The organism is Acinetobacter soli (assembly GCF_018139125.1).
GTDB classification, from domain to species: domain Bacteria; phylum Pseudomonadota; class Gammaproteobacteria; order Pseudomonadales; family Moraxellaceae; genus Acinetobacter; species Acinetobacter soli.
In genome coordinates, this window is sequence record NZ_CP073241.1 from 308823 (window position 1) to 325656 (window position 16834).

16 protein-coding genes are annotated in these 16834 nt (G+C 41.3%); 8 read left to right on the plus strand and 8 right to left on the minus strand.

The features are described from left to right. Positions 1-58: 58 nt before the first annotated feature. Both rubA and KCV09_RS01320 read right to left on the minus strand, forming a co-directional pair. Positions 59-223, minus strand: a complete 165-nt coding sequence (gene rubA / locus KCV09_RS01315) for a rubredoxin RubA (protein ID WP_004946157.1) — start codon at positions 221-223, stop codon at positions 59-61. 272 nt (positions 224-495) lie between these two features. Then, positions 496-1008: a YqiA/YcfP family alpha/beta fold hydrolase gene (locus tag KCV09_RS01320; RefSeq protein ID WP_004936072.1), complete on the minus strand. Its 513-nt coding sequence runs from the start codon at positions 1006-1008 to the stop codon at positions 496-498. Positions 1009-1263: 255 nt separating this feature from the next. On the opposite strand from KCV09_RS01320, the gene lysS reads away from it, so the two are divergent. Beyond that, positions 1264-2796 (plus strand): lysine--tRNA ligase, encoded by a 1533-nt coding sequence (lysS, locus tag KCV09_RS01325; protein ID WP_212515422.1) that lies wholly within the window; start codon positions 1264-1266, stop codon positions 2794-2796. A gap of 57 nt (positions 2797-2853) precedes the next feature. Here lysS and KCV09_RS01330 read toward each other — a convergent pair whose 3' ends face one another. Continuing rightward, positions 2854-3540, minus strand: coding sequence for a superoxide dismutase (locus KCV09_RS01330; protein ID WP_212515423.1), 687 nt, complete (start codon positions 3538-3540; stop codon positions 2854-2856). Between the two features lie 598 nt (positions 3541-4138). Here KCV09_RS01330 and cysD point away from each other — a divergent pair. Further along, positions 4139-5047, plus strand: a complete 909-nt coding sequence (gene cysD / locus KCV09_RS01335; protein WP_004936081.1) for a sulfate adenylyltransferase subunit CysD — start codon at positions 4139-4141, stop codon at positions 5045-5047. Positions 5048-5091: 44 nt separating this feature from the next. Next, positions 5092-6705, plus strand: coding sequence for a sulfate adenylyltransferase subunit CysN (gene cysN, locus KCV09_RS01340; RefSeq protein ID WP_004946169.1), 1614 nt, complete (start codon positions 5092-5094; stop codon positions 6703-6705). Between the two features lie 59 nt (positions 6706-6764). On the opposite strand, the gene KCV09_RS01345 is transcribed toward cysN, so the two are convergent. Continuing rightward, on the minus strand, positions 6765-8105 hold the full coding sequence (locus KCV09_RS01345; protein ID WP_119025488.1) for a CitMHS family transporter: 1341 nt from the start codon (positions 8103-8105) through the stop codon (positions 6765-6767). Between the two features lie 559 nt (positions 8106-8664). Between KCV09_RS01345 and KCV09_RS01350 the strand changes: the two genes are divergently transcribed. Continuing rightward, complete coding sequence (locus tag KCV09_RS01350; protein ID WP_004936095.1) at positions 8665-9165, plus strand: hypothetical protein; 501 nt, start codon at positions 8665-8667, stop codon at positions 9163-9165. A gap of 129 nt (positions 9166-9294) precedes the next feature. Here the strand turns inward: KCV09_RS01350 and KCV09_RS01355 are convergent, their stop codons facing one another. Then, positions 9295-10617: a hemolysin family protein gene (locus KCV09_RS01355; RefSeq protein ID WP_004936099.1), complete on the minus strand. Its 1323-nt coding sequence runs from the start codon at positions 10615-10617 to the stop codon at positions 9295-9297. Between the two features lie 121 nt (positions 10618-10738). Further along, complete coding sequence (locus tag KCV09_RS01360) at positions 10739-11728, minus strand: LysR family transcriptional regulator (RefSeq protein ID WP_004936102.1); 990 nt, start codon at positions 11726-11728, stop codon at positions 10739-10741. Positions 11729-12322: 594 nt separating this feature from the next. On the opposite strand from KCV09_RS01360, the gene KCV09_RS01365 reads away from it, so the two are divergent. Beyond that, a complete protein-coding gene (locus tag KCV09_RS01365; protein ID WP_212515424.1) occupies positions 12323-13927 on the plus strand; it encodes an isocitrate lyase in 1605 nt (534 codons plus the stop codon). A 51-nt stretch (positions 13928-13978) separates the two neighbouring features. Here KCV09_RS01365 and KCV09_RS01370 read toward each other — a convergent pair whose 3' ends face one another. Together KCV09_RS01370 and KCV09_RS01375 are read right to left on the minus strand one after the other, a co-directional pair. Next, positions 13979-14464: a copper resistance protein NlpE gene (locus KCV09_RS01370; RefSeq protein WP_004936106.1), complete on the minus strand. Its 486-nt coding sequence runs from the start codon at positions 14462-14464 to the stop codon at positions 13979-13981. 111 nt (positions 14465-14575) lie between these two features. Next, on the minus strand, positions 14576-14902 hold the full coding sequence (locus KCV09_RS01375) for a hypothetical protein (RefSeq protein WP_004936107.1): 327 nt from the start codon (positions 14900-14902) through the stop codon (positions 14576-14578). Positions 14903-15193: 291 nt separating this feature from the next. Between KCV09_RS01375 and KCV09_RS01380 the strand changes: the two genes are divergently transcribed. From KCV09_RS01380 to KCV09_RS01390, 3 genes are all read left to right on the plus strand, one after another. Next, positions 15194-16069 carry an urease accessory protein UreD gene (locus tag KCV09_RS01380; RefSeq protein ID WP_151794730.1) on the plus strand — a complete coding sequence of 292 codons (876 nt, stop codon included), beginning with the start codon at positions 15194-15196 and terminating at the stop codon, positions 16067-16069. A 112-nt stretch (positions 16070-16181) separates the two neighbouring features. Continuing rightward, positions 16182-16484 carry an urease subunit gamma gene (gene ureA / locus KCV09_RS01385; protein ID WP_004936114.1) on the plus strand — a complete coding sequence of 101 codons (303 nt, stop codon included), beginning with the start codon at positions 16182-16184 and terminating at the stop codon, positions 16482-16484. Positions 16485-16503: 19 nt separating this feature from the next. Next, a complete protein-coding gene (locus KCV09_RS01390; protein WP_004936116.1) occupies positions 16504-16818 on the plus strand; it encodes an urease subunit beta in 315 nt (104 codons plus the stop codon). Positions 16819-16834 lie beyond the last annotated feature (16 nt).

Here is a 16834-nt window from a genome sequence, read left to right on the forward strand (position 1 = left end):
TAAAACAGATTCAATCAAAAAGACCATGTAAACGGACATGGTCTTTTAAAATAAATAATCAAACTTCGATCATTTCAAAATCGGCTTTTGAAACGCCGCAGTCTGGGCAGGTCCAGTCATCAGGAATGTCATCCCACTTGGTTCCTGGTGCAATGCCGTCTTGTGGCCAGCCTTCAGCTTCGTCGTAAATCCACCCACAAACGATGCATTGATATTTTTTCATTTGATTCTCCAACCTGATAAGTTCGCGTCAGCTGCCTTTCAGTAAAACAATTCCATATGATCTAATCATGACTTTGAATATAAACATCACCGGTGTTCATATTGGCTTAGATTCTTGCGCAGTTCGACATCTAAGTAAAGTGAATACACGAGTTTAATCTTTCATAATAAAAGTAAAATGGCTGATCAGGACAAAACTGATGTTATTTGGGCAATTCCACCTTTTATCAGGCGGATTTGTTTGGTTTTTATTCGTTACGTTTGTCTATTTCTTTAGCGTAAAGGCTGAAAATACTCGTTTTTAATATGTTCAATGAGCGTGTTGAGTTTCGCTGGATGTTCTAAACGATGATGTCCGCCTTCAATGGCATCGACCAACATATAATCTTCGAGCAAATTTTTAATTTCATACATGTCAAGCGTTTCATCTCCAAGCTCTAAATAGGCAATTTTGGGGTTGTCGTTATCGAGTTCTTGTAGAGCCAGCGCTGGATAATCTTCACGAAAGCTCGGCGCAATGCTCGGATTGGCCACAATTGCAGGAAGCTTAAACTGCGAAGACAGTTTTAAGGCCCAGTAGCCGCCCAAATTGTGTCCGACCAATACGTCAGGCTTGATGGTCAGTACGATGTTCTGATAAAAGTCCGCAACAGTTTCATAGTTCAGGTTACGGTAGTCAATCGTAATACAGAACTTATTGTCGCTTTGAATGGCATGGAATTTTGTCGATTCACGCGAAGAATCTAGGCCATGCATAAATAAAATTTTTAAACGCGGTAACATCATTATGATTATATAGACTCATGCTAACGAAAGAGATTTCAAGGCATTGGATCTATCCAGACCTGATCGAATAATCATTAGTTTACCGAGTGATGTTTCAAATTTATCTTAGCGTTTGGTCTAAGATTTACGCGATTTTTCAACAAAAATGTAAGCGAAAATAACTTTTTTCATGTGCGGGCGTAAAGAAGACATACGAAATTGTAACGAGTTCTGTTAAGCTATACGACTTCATTTTTTTATCTTATCGAGGCAGAGATGACGCAACCAAACGTTCAATCGACTTCCGAACCTATTATTTCCGAAAACGATTTAATTGCACAGCGTCATGCCAAGTTAAAACAGATTCAAGACAATGCCAAGGCATCTGGCAAAAGTGTCTGGCCAAATACTTTCAAACGTGAGCACTATGCGGCTGACTTGCAAGAACAGTTTAAAGATTTAGACAAAGCGCAGATTGAAGGCGCCGAAAAGACCTACGTTAAAGTTGCGGGTCGTGTCATGCTTAATCGTGGCTCGTTCATGGTGATTCAGGACATGACGGGTCGTATCCAGCTTTATGTCGACCGCAAAGGCTTGCCGCAAGAAACCTTAGATACCATTAAGAGCAACCTTGATCTTGGCGATATTATTGCAGCCGAAGGTTATATTGGTCGTTCTGGTAAAGGTGATTTGTATGTACACCTTGAAGGTTTTGAGCTATTGACCAAATCACTTCGTCCGTTACCAGACAAATTTCACGGTCTGACCGATACCGAAGCGAAATATCGCAAGCGTTATCTCGACCTGATTGTCAATGAAGAAACGCGTAAGACCTTTGAAATCCGTGCCAAAGTGGTTGCAGGCATTCGTGCCTTCTTAACCAATGAGCGTTTTATGGAAGTCGAAACGCCAATGATGCATGTAATTCCGGGTGGCGCTTCAGCACAACCTTTTGTTACGCATCATAATGCACTCGATATGGAGCTTTATTTACGTATCGCACCAGAGTTGTATTTAAAGCGTTTGGTGGTGGGTGGATTCGAGCGTGTGTTTGAAATTAACCGTAACTTCCGTAATGAAGGAGTTTCGACGCGTCATAATCCTGAATTTACCATGATCGAGTTTTATCAGGCTTATGCAGATTATAAAGACCTGATGCAATTAACCGAAAACATGCTGGAAAAACTGGCGCTGGATATTTTGGGTAGCACCGATGTGCCGTATGGCGAAGAAGTGTTTAGCTTTAAAGGTCCGTTTAAAAAGATTTCAATGTTTGATGTGATTTTGGAGCACAATCCACAATTCACAGCTGAAAATGTTGGGGATCGCGAGTTCTTGGCTCAGTTTGTAAAAGACGAGTTAAAAGAACAGGTGAAGCCAAGTTTTGGTTTAGGTAAATTGCAAACGATTGTGTTTGAAGAAACAGTGGAAACACAGTTGCGTCAACCAACCTTTATTACCGAATATCCAGCTGAAACGTCGCCTTTGGCTCGTCGTAATGATGATAATCCGCATATTACAGACCGCTTCGAGTTCTTTATCGGGGGACGTGAGCTGGCGAATGGTTTCTCTGAGTTAAACGATCCAATTGATCAGGCAGAGCGTTTCTTGGCACAAGTTGCAGAAAAAGACGCGGGTGATGATGAAGCGATGCATTACGATGCAGACTTTATTGAAGCACTTGAGTATGGTTTACCGCCAACTGCAGGTCAGGGAATCGGTATTGACCGTTTGGTGATGTTGTTTGCCAATGCACCAAGTATCCGTGACGTCTTATTGTTCCCGCATATGCGCCGTAAAGATGCCTAAGCGTTTTTCTGCGTAGCAAAAAAAAGAGTTTCTTTGTAGAAACTCTTTTTTTTCAACTTATTTTTTCATGGCTTGCATATAGCGTTCATTCACTTTATTCCAGTTCACCACAGACCAGAACGCTTTAATATAGTCGGCACGTCGGTTTTGGTATTTCAAGTAATAGGCATGTTCCCATACGTCAAGTCCCAACAAAGGTTGACCCTTGGTTTCGGTCAGATCCATCAATGGATTGTCCTGATTTGGTGTTGATGTAATCGCCAGCTTTCCTTCTGGGGTCACAATCAGCCATGCCCAACCTGATCCAAAACGTCCGGTTGCAGCTTCATTGAATTTTTGTTTGAAGGCATCCATAGAGCCAAAATCTTGGGTGATCTGTTTGGTTAAAGCTGCACTGGGTTGTCCTGTTTTATTGGCAGGTGCAAGGCTCTCCCAAAAAAAGGTGTGGTTAAAATGTCCACCACCATTATTACGTACCGCCGTATTGTATTTTGAAATCTGCTTTTGTAACTGAACCGGATCCATTTTATCCAGTTCTGGGTAGGTTTTGATTTGAGCATTTAAGTTGTCTACATACGCTTTATGGTGCTTGCCGTAATGTAGCTCCATGGTTTGCTGATCAATAGCAGGTTGTAGCGCATTGGTCGCATATGGCAAAGGTGCTTGTTTGAATTCTGCCCAAGCAGAAACACTCATGACTGAACCAGCAATAACTAAAAGTGTTGTTTTCAATGTATTTTTCATGAACGGTGAAATCCTTGAATGATCTTGTTTTCACTTTGCATATTAGCGGGTTTGAAAAATGAAATGATTATTGGTTACATTTATACAGCAAAGATTTCAGCTAAAATTAAGCTTATGATTAATTTAAATCTGGCGCTGTATCTTTTGTGTGACGCTGCATAAATATTGTGTAGCTCGGGGTTTTATTTTTTTAAACCAATCACCATGATCTCAAGCATAATTTTTGTTGTCATAACTTCTCGTTTGAAGCTGAAATATGTCTCATGCTGATATGCTTATCAATAAAATCGGGTAGGCAGCAGAATAGGGCTACGGCATAATAGGTTTTTTTAATCTGCATAGTGGTTTAAGCTCAAAATTGCATGTTGTTTATGATGAATTTAGATATGTTTATGAAAAAACATGCAAAGCAAAAGCTTTTTACATCACTATAATGAATATCTATTCCCAGATCTAGCATAAAGCCAATCTGGTTGGTTCTGTTGATATTTATAAACTGGAGTTGTTATGGCACTCGTTCCTCCATATGGTGGCGCAAGTAGTGGCGAAAAACTACTATGCGACGTGATGAATAAATCGGACTGGAAAGGTGGTGCTCATGACTGAAGATAGATTAACCCATCTCAAGCAGCTTGAAGCTGAAAGTATTCATATTATTCGCGAAGTTGCTGCCGAATTTGAAAATCCGGTAATGCTTTATTCGATTGGTAAAGACTCTGCGGTAATGCTGCATCTGGCGCTCAAAGCTTTTTACCCTGCAAAATTACCGTTTCCGCTATTGCATGTCGATACTGGCTGGAAATTCAAAGACATGATCGCGTTTCGTGACAACATGGCCAAAACACATGGCTTTGATTTGATCGTGCATCAAAATAAGGAAGGCCGTGAAGCGGGAATCAATCCGTTCGATCAGGGCAGCTCGAAATATACCGATATCATGAAAACCCAAGCCTTAAAGCAAGCGCTGGACAAATATCAGTTCGATGCTGCTTTTGGTGGTGCGCGTCGCGACGAAGAAAAATCACGTGCTAAAGAGCGTGTCTATTCGTTCCGTGACAGCAAACATCGTTGGGATCCAAAAAATCAGCGTCCAGAACTATGGAACTTGTACAACGGTAAAGTGAACAAGGGCGAAAGTATTCGTGTGTTCCCGTTATCGAACTGGACCGAGCTAGACATCTGGCAATACATTTACCTCGAAAATATCGACATCGTGCCACTTTATTTCTCGGCAGTTCGTCCTGTGGTTGAACGCAGTGGCACACTGATTATGGTAGACGATGAACGTATGCGTCTGAAAGAAGGTGAAGTTCCGCAAATGAAATCAGTGCGTTTCCGTACGCTGGGTTGTTACCCGCTTACAGGCGCGGTTGAGTCTGAGGCAGACACATTGCCTGAGATTATCCAAGAGATGCTTTTGGCCACCAGTTCGGAGCGTCAGGGTCGTATGATCGACCATGATGAAGCCGGCTCGATGGAAAAGAAAAAGCAGGAAGGTTATTTCTAAGCGTTGCTAAGCAACTAGATTTCAGAATGTGTGGAGTTTGAGCAATGTCTCATCAATCAGATCTTATTAGCCAAGATATTTTGGCTTATTTAAAGCAACACGAACAAAAAGATTTATTGCGTTTTTTAACCTGCGGTAACGTCGATGACGGTAAAAGTACCCTCATTGGTCGTTTGCTTTACGATTCAAAATTGATCTATGAAGATCAATTACAAGCAGTAACCCGCGACAGTAAGAAAGTGGGAACCACCGGTGATGCGCCAGATTTGGCTTTGCTTGTAGATGGTTTGCAGGCCGAGCGTGAGCAGGGAATTACCATTGATGTTGCGTACCGTTATTTCTCGACAGAAAAACGTAAGTTCATCATTGCAGATACTCCAGGGCACGAGCAATATACACGTAACATGGCAACAGGTGCATCGACAGCCGATCTTGCGATTATCTTGATTGATGCGCGTTATGGTGTACAAACCCAGACACGTCGTCATAGTTTTATTGCAAGCCTTTTGGGGATTCGCAATATTATTGTGGCTATTAACAAAATGGATTTGGTCGAGTTTTCTGAAGCACGCTTCAATGAAATCCAGGTGGAATACGATGCTTTCGTCAATCAGCTTGGCAATCGTCGTCCTGAAAATATCCAATTTGTTCCGATCTCGGCATTAAACGGCGATAACGTGGTTAACCCATCGGCCAGCACACCGTGGTACAACGGCCAAACCTTGATGAGCATTCTTGAATCGGTCGAAATCAAGCGTGAGTCGAACAAGCACGAGTTCCGTTTCCCAGTGCAATATGTGAACCGTCCAAACCTCGATTTCCGTGGCTTTGCTGGTACTATCGCGTTAGGCGAAATTAATGTAGGCGATGAAATTGTTGCTTTGCCATCGGGTAAAAAATCCAGTGTCAAAGAAATTGTGACCTTTGATGGTAACCTCGACAGAGCTTTTGCTGGTCAGGCGGTCACATTAACACTCAACGATGAAATCGATATCTCACGTGGTAATGTGTTGGTTCGCGCAGGCGAACAGCCACTTATTTCACGTAGCGTGCGCGCATCACTGGTATGGATGAATGAACATCCACTGGTAAAAGGTAAGTTATACAATGTAAAAATTGGTACGCAAACCGTTCCTGCAAAAGTCACCGCGATTAATTATCGTGTGAATGTGAATACTCTTGAGCATTCTCAGGTCGATGAGCTTGAACTGAACGGGATTGCCGATGTAACAGTCGAGTTCGATGCGGCTGTGGTGTTTGATCGTTACCAAGACTCGCGTTATACCGGTTCGTTTATTTTTATTGACCGATTAAGTAACGTCACCGTAGGTGCGGGTATGGTCGAAGCAGCGGTCGAGTGGACTGCACACAGTACACCAGTGACTGCCGAAGACCGAGCTGCGCGTTTGGGGCAAAAGCCTGCTGTGATCGGCATTGATGCTTCTGTACTTTCGCAATCTCAGGCGCTTGAAAGCTTGCTGATTCAACAGGGTGTGGTGGCAATTGCCAAGCCTGATTTAACGGCTGAGCAGATTGGATTGTTACGTGAAACGGGTGTTATTGTATTGACAAATGTCAGTGATGCCACCGACACTGATGTTAGTGCAACCTCACTTGATGAAGTTGTCGACCAAGTGGTTGAGCGAGTTCGTTTGTAATTTAAAACGCATAAAAAAACCTCCTGATCAGGAGGTTTTTTTTATGGAGCCAGATCAAATTAAACCAGACTCACCAGTGGAAATACACCAAATACCAAAGCACTACCTAAAAGTACACAGCAAGTCACAAATGCCCATTTCAAAGTGAATTTCTGATGATCTGCAAACTCAACTGCAGCCAGACCACAAAGAAGATAGGTAGACGGAACCAGCGGAGAAAGTAAGTGGATTGGTTGTCCAACAATCGATGCACGTGCAATTTCAACTGGCGTAATGCCGTAGTGGCCTGCAGCTTCTGCCAAAATTGGAAGAACACCAAAATAGAAGGCATCGTTAGACATAAAGAAAGTTAATGGCATACTGAGTATGGCTGTAATCGGTGCCATATAAGGCCCCATGCTGTCTGGAATAATAGCAACAAAGCCTTTAGACATTGCTTCAACCATGCCTGTACCAGTTAAAATACCGGTAAAAACACCTGCTGCAAAAATTACCCCGACAACCGCCAATACGCTATCTGCGTGCATCGCGATACGTTTTTTCTGCATTTGAAGATCAGGATAGTTGACCACAAGCGCAATACAGAAACCGAGCATGAACAGAATAGCCATAGGTAAAATGCCTTTGACCAATGCTGCCATTAAAACTATCGTTAAAATTCCGTTAAACCAGCGAAGATGTGGACGCTGCGCTTCTGGGTCTTTTGAAATGGTCAGATTGTCTGCGTGACTGATATCACCCATTTCAATTACACCCAAACGTTTACGTTCATATTTGCCATACATATAGGCCAATGCAAATAACCATGCTGCTGCTATGACCATCGATGGGATCATTGGAATAAAGACAGCACTTGCATCGACTTGCAAGGCACTGGCAGCACGTGCTGTTGGGCCGCCCCATGGTGTAAGATTCATCACACCACTACAAAGCAGCATTAAGCACGTCATCACCAGTGGATTCATGCCAATACGTTTATAAAGAGGCATCATGGCCGCAACACAAATCATATAGGTGGTCGATCCATCACCATCTAGAGAAACGGTCAAGGTCAGAAAAACAGTACCAAGCGTAATTTTAAGCGGATCGCCCTTTACTTTTTTGAGAATCCACTTGATTGAAGGGTCAAACAAACCTGAATCGATCATTAATGCAAAATACATGATGGCAAAAAGTAACATCACACCAGTGGGTGCGAGTTTCTTGATACCATCTAGCATGGTTTCGCCTAATTTGGTAATTTCAATGTGGCTTAAACTATCAAAATGAAAGCCCAGCCCCCAACCGATGAGTGCGAACAAAACAGGAATGAGAATAAGTGCAACCATTGCACTGAGGCGTTTTGTCATGATCAAGTACATAAAACACATGATCATGCTGATACCTAAAAAAGTAAGCATGTGCGCAATCCTTAGCCCAAAAAATAATACTTATATAATTGTTCAAAATTTTAGAACCTGCGTATATTCATTAATTTTTCTTAAAAGTACAATTGCAGAATGTGTCTATGCGACTAAAGTCTTAAAAAAAATATAAGTCTGTAATTTTTAAAATTATTTTTGCACTCAACTGGTGCGGTTTTTATCTGAATCTGTGTAAAAGGATCAAAAACATTGATTATTTCGAATGATTCTGCTTATCCATCTTATTTCATTTTTTGAACAAAAACATTGCAACTTCTCGCGTGTACACTGATATAGATTAAAATCATTAAGAGAAATCACTTGAGCGCTTAAAAGATATATTCTGACCAAATATAAATATAAAAATTTCAAAACGATACACTACGCCGCATAATCTATTGATGAATTTTTCATATTTCAACGTGAAATATGACGTTGAAAAGCGCGTTGAATATACAAAGTGGCGTAATAAACACTGTGCTTTTCCTTTCGTTTTATTCTGTTTTAGAGTGACTTTTATGAGACAATATATCTTTCATTTTTCCCAAGGACTCCCATGACAGAACAGTCTCATGAATCTTTAAGCGATATCGAAATTTTAGATATTTTACAGTCGATGAAAAAAGACGAGCTAGATATCGAAGCGAAAGAGATTATTCGTAACGGGGGCAAAGCAGGGCGACAAGAAGCACACAAACAGGCAATTGTGGCTTTAAATCAAAACTTTGAAGAAAAATTTGTAGAAGCAGTAACGTTAGCACTGGGCCTAAATTCTACACAAGCAAAAAAAATTCGGTATAAAAAAGATCGTATTCGTATTTTAAAAGCACGTGGCATCGATTATATGGCCGTAGATGGTGCACAAACAGCACAAGTCTTGGCGCAAATTGCTCAAGCAATTACGCGTGAAGACAGTATTGTGACCAAAGATTTACACGATATTTTCCCATTTTGGAAACAAGGCTGGCCAATGGTTCAGTTTGATAATGCATATAAAATTTTGGCTGAAGATATTCAGATTCATTACCAGGCACTGATCGATGCATTACTTGCTTAATTGCTACATTTAGAGAAATGTGTCTGCTGTATTAAACATTCAGGTACATTCATCTAGATTACGAGCGATCGCTTTGAATGATAAAAAATGCCTCACTTAAGAGGCATTTTTGATTTCTTAGAAACCAGATTAATGATCGAGTAAAATATGCTCTTCTGGTTTTTCAAGAATACGCGTGACCAGCAACTGGTCAATTTTATAGTGATCCACATCGACCACCTCAAATTTGAATCCTGAAAATTCAACTGTATCGGCAGGGCGAGGGATTTTGCGTAATTGATACATCATAAAACCTGCCAGTGTTTCATAGTTTTCTTCATCAGGCATTTCATCGATCTCGAGCGCATGTTTAAGATCTTCAATCGGTGTGCCACCGTCTATAAGCCAAGAATTATTATCGCGCTTAATAATTTGTAGCTCTTCATCCATTGGAGTGACCCAATCACCCATCACAGTAATCATGATATCACTGAGGGTAATCACACCAACAACCCAAGCGTATTCATTGATAACGACCGCAAATTTTTCCTTGGTCGATCGGAATCGATCAAGTACCTCAGAAAGGGTGAGTGTATCGGGAATGGTTAAAACGGTTCGGATGGTATTTTCTTTGAGTTGAATCAAAGATTGATTTTTCAAAATCCGCACCAAAATATCTTTGGCATCTACATAGCCAATCACCTGATCGATATGTGCATTACACACCAAAAACTTCGAATACGGATACTCAGCCAGTTTTTGACGAATGCTTTCATCGGTCTCATCGAGTGTAAAATACACAATGTTTTCACGCGTGGTCATGCTCGAAGGAACCGTTCGTTCTTCTAGCTCAAAAACATTCTCAATAAAATGATGCTCTTGTTTTTGTAATACACCAGCCTGCGCACCAGCTTCCATGACTGCTGAAATGTCATCGAAGGTAATGTTGTCATCACGAATGGTATTGACCTTAAATAAACGGAACAACATATTCGCGATCGCATTGATCAGCCACGCCAATGGCTTGCAGACTTTAATAAAGATCTGAATAGGTTCAATGACACTGACCGCGATTTTTTCAGGTGCAATCATGGCCAAGCGCTTTGGCATGAGGTCGGCAAATAAAATAAATAACGAGGTAACAAAGGTAAACGATAAGCTAAAGCCAATGGTTTCGGTCCAAGGGCCGTCGTAGACGCGATCAATCAGTTCGACAAAAAATGGCCGAAATGCGGCCTCACCTAAAATACCCCCGAGTATCGCAACAGCATTTAAGCCTATTTGCGATGCGGCAAAGAAATCTGCAGATTGCGCCTGCAAATCCAACACCTTTTGGGCGCGTTCATCACCAGATTCGGCCAGGATTTTCAGCTTGACTTTGCGCGCGCCCGCTAGCGCAATTTCAGTGAGTGATAAAAAACCAGCCGCAACAATCAGCATCATGATGATGATGGCATTTTGAAAGAGACTCACAGTTCACCTGTTGTATTGGTTATTTTGCGAAAACTTAGATAAAAAATAGTGAGGTAGTCAGACTACCTCTGTTTTAAATTAGTATAAGCGTGAAAAAAGAAGAATTTAAGAAAAATTTCAATTAGTAATGAGAAAACTGTGAGTTATTGGTGATAAATTCACGATTTTCTTCTTCGATCATTTGTCGAGCAACAAAAAGAATCAGTTGGCGTAACCAGCGATGTGCAGGATGATGATGTAATAACGGACACCATGCCATTTTTAATTCAAATTCTGGAATATAAAACGGTGGATCTTTTATCACAAGACGCGGATTTTGTGCTTGCAAACGCGCCATTCGTGTTGGAAGGGTCGCAATCAGATCCACATTTTGCGCCAATAATGCAGGCATCTGATAATGACGGGTAAACACTGAAATTTTACGTTTTTGTCCGATTCGCTCAAGTGCCTGATCAATCCAGCCTAAGCCCGCTTGCTTGTCTGGGTTGACACCAAATCCCACGCCCATACCGGTTTTCGATACCCAGATATGTTGCGCATCGAGATAGCTTTTTAGATTTAAGTGCTGAACAGCAGGGTGCTTGTCATTTAATAAGCAGCTAAAACTGTCACGCCAAACCAGAACCTGATGAAAACTTTGTGGAATTTCATTGAAACGGTTAATCGCAAGATCGACTTTACCTTGCTCCATGTCACGATATGAAACGTCACTTGGTGTGAGAAAGTCTAACACCACATTCGGTGCTTCTGAACGTAATGCTTTGACCAAGCGCGGGATGAGCGTTGCTTCGGCGTAGTCAGAGGTCATGACACGAAACACGCGACTGCTTGTATAAGGGCGAAACTCTGTTCTCGGTTCCAGAATCATCGACAAATCAGATAAGGCATCGCGAATACGCGGCTGAAGTTCGAGCGCGCGCTCGGTGGGTGTCATACCTTCAGATGAACGAATTAACAACGGATCATTAAATAAATTGCGTAAACGGCGTAGAATATTACTCATGGCAGGTTGGGTAACACCCAATTGTTCAGCTGCACGAGTAACGTTCTTTTCGCGAAGTAGTACATCAAGATAAATTAATAGATTGAGGTCAACTCGCTCTAGATTCATAAAAAAAATACCGAGAATAAAAAAAGAAAATTATATTTGATTATGCCACAGTTCATTTGATTTGTGTCAACGTAAACACAAAAAAGACCATATCGAATAAAAGCAGAAATTTCGAGTCATCAAAAAAAACATGAACCATCGCGGTACAGATTCAATGACAAGTACATAATGATGATGAGTAAAATACAAAAATTGATCAGTTGCATCTACTACGTGCAGCAATTATATCTGATAAAAAATGCAATCGCACTGGCAATTTTGATCGATAATTTGGTTTTTATTTGATCTAAAATAGCGGAGTCGACTTAAGTCTAATATCAAAATTAATACGATAGCGTCATTTTAAATCAGCTTAATGATTATTTTTATTTATTAAATAACAAAAGCTTAGTATGTGGTATTTTAATTATATTACGACTTTTATCTATGTATTTTTTAAATAAATACCGAAAATTAGCTTAGAATATTGGATTAATTTTTTTGCAACTACTAAGCTGTATTCATAGCGAAGAACAGTACAAAATCTAGTCAAATAATTTAATCTGATTTTGAACTGGAACTTCGATCAACCCAAAATGATTATAGGGCAATATCATGACTACATATCAATCAGCTTTAGAGCACGTTCGTACCGTTAAGGACAAATTAGGTGGCACGTGGAATGCAATCCGTGCAGAAGATGCAGCTCGTATGATTGTTCAAAACCGTTTCCGTACAGGTTTAGACATTGCCAAGTATACAGCGTCCATCATGCGTCAAGACATGGCTGAATACGATGCGGACACTAGCAAATATACTCAGTCTTTGGGTTGCTGGCATGGTTTTATTGCACAACAAAAAATGATCGCCAACAAAAAATATTTTGGCACGACATCTAAGCGTTATATCTATCTATCAGGCTGGATGGTTGCTGCACTTCGTTCTGAATTTGGTCCACTTCCTGACCAATCTATGCATGAAAAAACATCTGTTCCTGCATTGATCGAAGAAATCTATACCTTCTTGCGTCAAGCAGATGCTAAAGAACTGAACGATTTGTTCCGTGCATTACAAAAAGCTGAAGCAGCAGGTGATACAGCCAAAGCCAAAGAAATTGAAGCCCAAATTGACAACTTCGAAACGCATGTTGTGCCAATCATTGCCGACATCGATGCTGGCTTCGGTAATGAAGAAGCAACTTACCTTTTGACTAAAAAAATGATCGAAGCGGGTGCATGTGCGATCCAAATCGAAAACCAAGTTTCTGACGCAAAACAGTGTGGTCACCAGGCAGGTAAAGTAACTGTTCCACATGAAGATTTCCTTGCAAAAATCAATGCAGTACGTTTTGCATTTATTGAGCTTGGAATCGATGAGGGTGTGATTGTTGCGCGTACTGACTCTGAAGGCGCGGATTTGACTCAAAAAATTCCAGTGTCGAAAGAAAAAGGCGACTTGGCATCTCAATACATCAGCTATCTCGATACACAAGAAATCGATATTGGTGAAGCAAGTGATGATGAGATCCTAATCAAGCGTGATGGAAAGTTGCATCGTCCTAAACGTTTGGCGTCTGGCTTGTATCAGTTCCGCGAAGGCACACAAATCGACCGCGTGGTACTTGACTGTGTCACCAGCTTGCAAAATGGTGCAGACATGCTGTGGATTGAAACACCAACACCAAACGTAGCTGAAATTGCACACATGGTGAATCGTGTGAAAGAAGTGGTTCCAAATGCAAAACTGGTCTATAACAATAGTCCATCATTCAACTGGACACTGAACTTCCGTCAGCAATCTTATGACCGTTGGGCTGCTGAAGGCAAAGACGTTTCTGCCTACGATCGTGCTAAGTTGATGAGCGCTGAATATGACAACACGGAATTGGCTGCGGATGCAGACGAAAAAATCCGTACCTTCCAAGCAGATGCTGCACGTGAAGCGGGTGTATTCCATCACTTGATTACACTACCGACTTATCACACTGCTGCATTGTCTACACATGAGTTGGCAAAAGGCTACTTTGGTGAAGAAGGTATGTTGGCTTATGTTGCGGGTGTTCAGCGTAAAGAAATCCGTGGCGGTATTGCATGTGTGAAACACCAAGCAATGGCGGGTTCTGACATCGGTGATGACCACAAAGAGATCTTCTCTGGTGAGCAAGCACTCAAAGCTGGTGATGCAAGCAAAAATACAATGAATCAGTTCTCTGCTCACTAATTGAGTAAAGAAAGAAAAAACCCTGCAATCGCAGGGTTTTTTGATGCAAATTTAACTTTTCTTTTTTAAAACATAATATTCAGCCAAACTACCGTCAATTTTGTTGCCTTCCAAATCAAGTGCTGTTGCCGTATTTTCACCAATAAAGAATTTACGCTGTTCAGACTTCTGATCTAATACAATCATCGATGGATTTTTTGAGTCAAATGTAAAGCTTCCTTTAGTTTCAAACGGTTTACCATCGCCTTTACCTAAATACGTTTCTTTAAGTACATAGGTTTTGTCGTCGTTTAACTGAAGCTCAGTTTGAATGCCTTCGCAGTCGGCACACGGCAATTTGCCTTGATAATCACCCGACCAATCCAGTGAATTTTCAGCAGTATGCGTCATATCATGGGCTTGATGCTGGTCGTGTTTAACCTCAGATGCGGCTTGACTATGCTGTTCAGCGGTAGCAGCGTCTGTTTTATTTTCAGATTTTGAACAAGCGGCTAAAACCAAACTGGTCAATGCAAGCGCCAATAACGATTTTTTCATGTTTTACCCAATCATTATTTATTTAATGGATGCCCAGCCTATAAAAAAAATCAAGCCAGTTAAATAATTGAAATGTAAGATTAGGTAGAACATTCCCTCATAAGTATCAGTTTATTTCAACTCAGGATTAATACCACCCAATGCCTGGCAGGCTGCTTTATAACGTTGTAATTGTTGTTGTACGGCTTCATCGAGTGGCATTTTAAATGTTGCATCGCCCGATTTAAATTGTTCAACATAGCTTGTGGCCTTGGCTTTACTGGTTGCTAGAGATTGCTGATGAAAGCTGTTGATCGAACTGTGCGGAATTTCGGTGGTTTCGAGATTTTTACACTCGAAATTTTGCAGCAATTTTTCAGCACGTTTCACTTCATTCGAGCTTCCGATTACACAACCAGAGAGTGCGGCACAACTTATTAATATTGTCAGGGTTTTCATTATCAGAACAATTAGGTTAGGGTGGTCGTTAAGCCCGCTATTCTATCGGTATTATGGCGCTAAAACCTTGTCATTATTTGTGAAAATTGACTAAATTTTGGCTAATCAATATCACAAAATCATCTCAATCACTTGATTGAAAAAAATAACACAAGAAAAGTACCAAAAATTATGCTATTGAAATGTATGTAAAATAAACGTTTAAGCAAGACTTTCAAAAAATTGACAATTCTTGGTGCAAAAATTGCTTAACTGATCAGACCAGTAGAACATGTCGCATAAAGGAACAGCATGAATCAGCCACAGGACTTTCACATCCAAAGATCCAAAGCTTTGTGGTATGCCCAACTCGAATTAGGCTTTCATGATGATGGTGAGCGCACCATTATGAAGCATAGAAAGCATCACGGACCTGTTCGGGTGCAAAAAATGCTATGGCCTGAAAAAACGGGTGTATGTCATGCAATATTGGTGCATCCACCAGCAGGTATTGCGGGGGGAGATCATTTAACTTTTCAGGTATATACAGAAGAAGGCGCACATGCAGTTGTGACGACTCCAGGAGCTGGAAAATGGTATCGCACCAATGGTAAACCAGCTGCGCAACATATTTATTTAAATGCACGAGGACGTTCGATTTTAGAATGGCTTCCTCAGGAAACTATGCTCTACGATGGTGCAAATGCGCAGTCGGAAACCACCATTCATCTTGATCAAGCCGCCAGTTTTATTGGATGGGATATGCTGGTTCTTGGGCGTCAGGCTCGCGCGGAGACATTTTCTGACGGTGCTTATCGCAATATATTTACGTTATATCGTGATCAGAAACTACTGGTTGCCGACACACTGCGCTTTACAGGAAATGATCGCTGGTTACGATCATGTTTAGGCATGAACGGACGCGCCGTAATGGCCAGTTTGTGGGCGGTTGCACCTGAAACACATCGCGCTAAAGTCGATCTTGAGCAGCATGTTGAGCTGATTCGAGAATTGATCATGCGTATGGATGCACCAGTAACACTGACGCTACTCGATGATGTGCTCTGTGCCCGTTATTTAGGTGATGATGTTCGGCAATGTCATGATGCATTTGCTGCCATACGCGCTCGATTGCGTCGTTACTGGCTCAATTTAGATGAAGAATTTCCGCGAATTTGGCGCACTTAATTGTAGGCGAGTAGTGGGTTTGTCAATCAGAAGATAAATAAACAAAGCTTCAATGCCACATGTGTGTACATATTTTGCTTTAAAGACACTTAATGAAACTAGGTATATCGAAATGGAACTGAATCCAACCGAAAAAGACAAGATGTTGATTTTTACTGCAGGTTTGGTCGCTGAGCGTCGTAAGGCACGTGGTTTAAAGTTAAATTATCCTGAAGCAGTCGCATTTATTTCAGCAGCACTGTTAGAAGGTGCGCGTGATGGAATGAGCGTTGCAGAATTGATGCATTACGGCACCACCTTACTCAGTAAAAATGATGTGATGGATGGCGTGGCCGAAATGATTGCTGAGGTACAGGTCGAGGCGACTTTTCCAGATGGTTCAAAACTTGTGACGGTTCATCAACCCATTGTTTAATCATTCAGAGGAGAACATCATGATTCCTGGAGAAGTGCTTACTCCCGATAGTATTATTGAACTCAATGTCGGCCGACCAACGCTCAAAATCAGTGTTGCCAATACTGGCGACCGTCCTATTCAGGTCGGATCACATTTTCATTTTGCAGAAGCCAATGATGCACTTGAGTTTGATCGTGAACAAGCCAGAGGCTATCGTCTAAATATTGCCGCAGGAACCGCGGTTCGATTTGAACCGGGACAAAACCGAGAGATTGAATTGGTTGCACTGGCAGGCAAGCGCGAAGTATATGGATTTGCCGGTCGTGTGATGGGCGCACTGGACTCAGAATGAAAACAATGTGGAAGGC

Bases quoted from the DNA above. Each gene is read 5' to 3' on its own strand.
- KCV09_RS01370 (WP_004936106.1), bottom strand. From the start codon at position 14,464: ATGAAAAAATCGTTATTGGCGCTTGCATTGACCAGTTTGGTTTTAGCC.
- cysD (WP_004936081.1), top strand. From the start codon at position 4,139: ATGACTGAAGATAGATTAACCCATCTCAAGCAGCTTGAAGCTGAAAGT.
- KCV09_RS01380 (WP_151794730.1), top strand. From the start codon at position 15,194: ATGAATCAGCCACAGGACTTTCACATCCAAAGATCCAAAGCTTTGTGG.
- KCV09_RS01390 (WP_004936116.1), top strand. From the start codon at position 16,504: ATGATTCCTGGAGAAGTGCTTACTCCCGATAGTATTATTGAACTCAAT.
- KCV09_RS01360 (WP_004936102.1), bottom strand. From the start codon at position 11,728: ATGAATCTAGAGCGAGTTGACCTCAATCTATTAATTTATCTTGATGTA.
- KCV09_RS01345 (WP_119025488.1), bottom strand. From the start codon at position 8,105: ATGCTTACTTTTTTAGGTATCAGCATGATCATGTGTTTTATGTACTTG.
- KCV09_RS01320 (WP_004936072.1), bottom strand. From the start codon at position 1,008: ATGATGTTACCGCGTTTAAAAATTTTATTTATGCATGGCCTAGATTCT.
- KCV09_RS01350 (WP_004936095.1), top strand. From the start codon at position 8,665: ATGACAGAACAGTCTCATGAATCTTTAAGCGATATCGAAATTTTAGAT.
- cysN (WP_004946169.1), top strand. From the start codon at position 5,092: ATGTCTCATCAATCAGATCTTATTAGCCAAGATATTTTGGCTTATTTA.
- KCV09_RS01365 (WP_212515424.1), top strand. From the start codon at position 12,323: ATGACTACATATCAATCAGCTTTAGAGCACGTTCGTACCGTTAAGGAC.
- lysS (WP_212515422.1), top strand. From the start codon at position 1,264: ATGACGCAACCAAACGTTCAATCGACTTCCGAACCTATTATTTCCGAA.
- rubA (WP_004946157.1), bottom strand. From the start codon at position 223: ATGAAAAAATATCAATGCATCGTTTGTGGGTGGATTTACGACGAAGCT.
- ureA (WP_004936114.1), top strand. From the start codon at position 16,182: ATGGAACTGAATCCAACCGAAAAAGACAAGATGTTGATTTTTACTGCA.
- KCV09_RS01375 (WP_004936107.1), bottom strand. From the start codon at position 14,902: ATGAAAACCCTGACAATATTAATAAGTTGTGCCGCACTCTCTGGTTGT.
- KCV09_RS01330 (WP_212515423.1), bottom strand. From the start codon at position 3,540: ATGAAAAATACATTGAAAACAACACTTTTAGTTATTGCTGGTTCAGTC.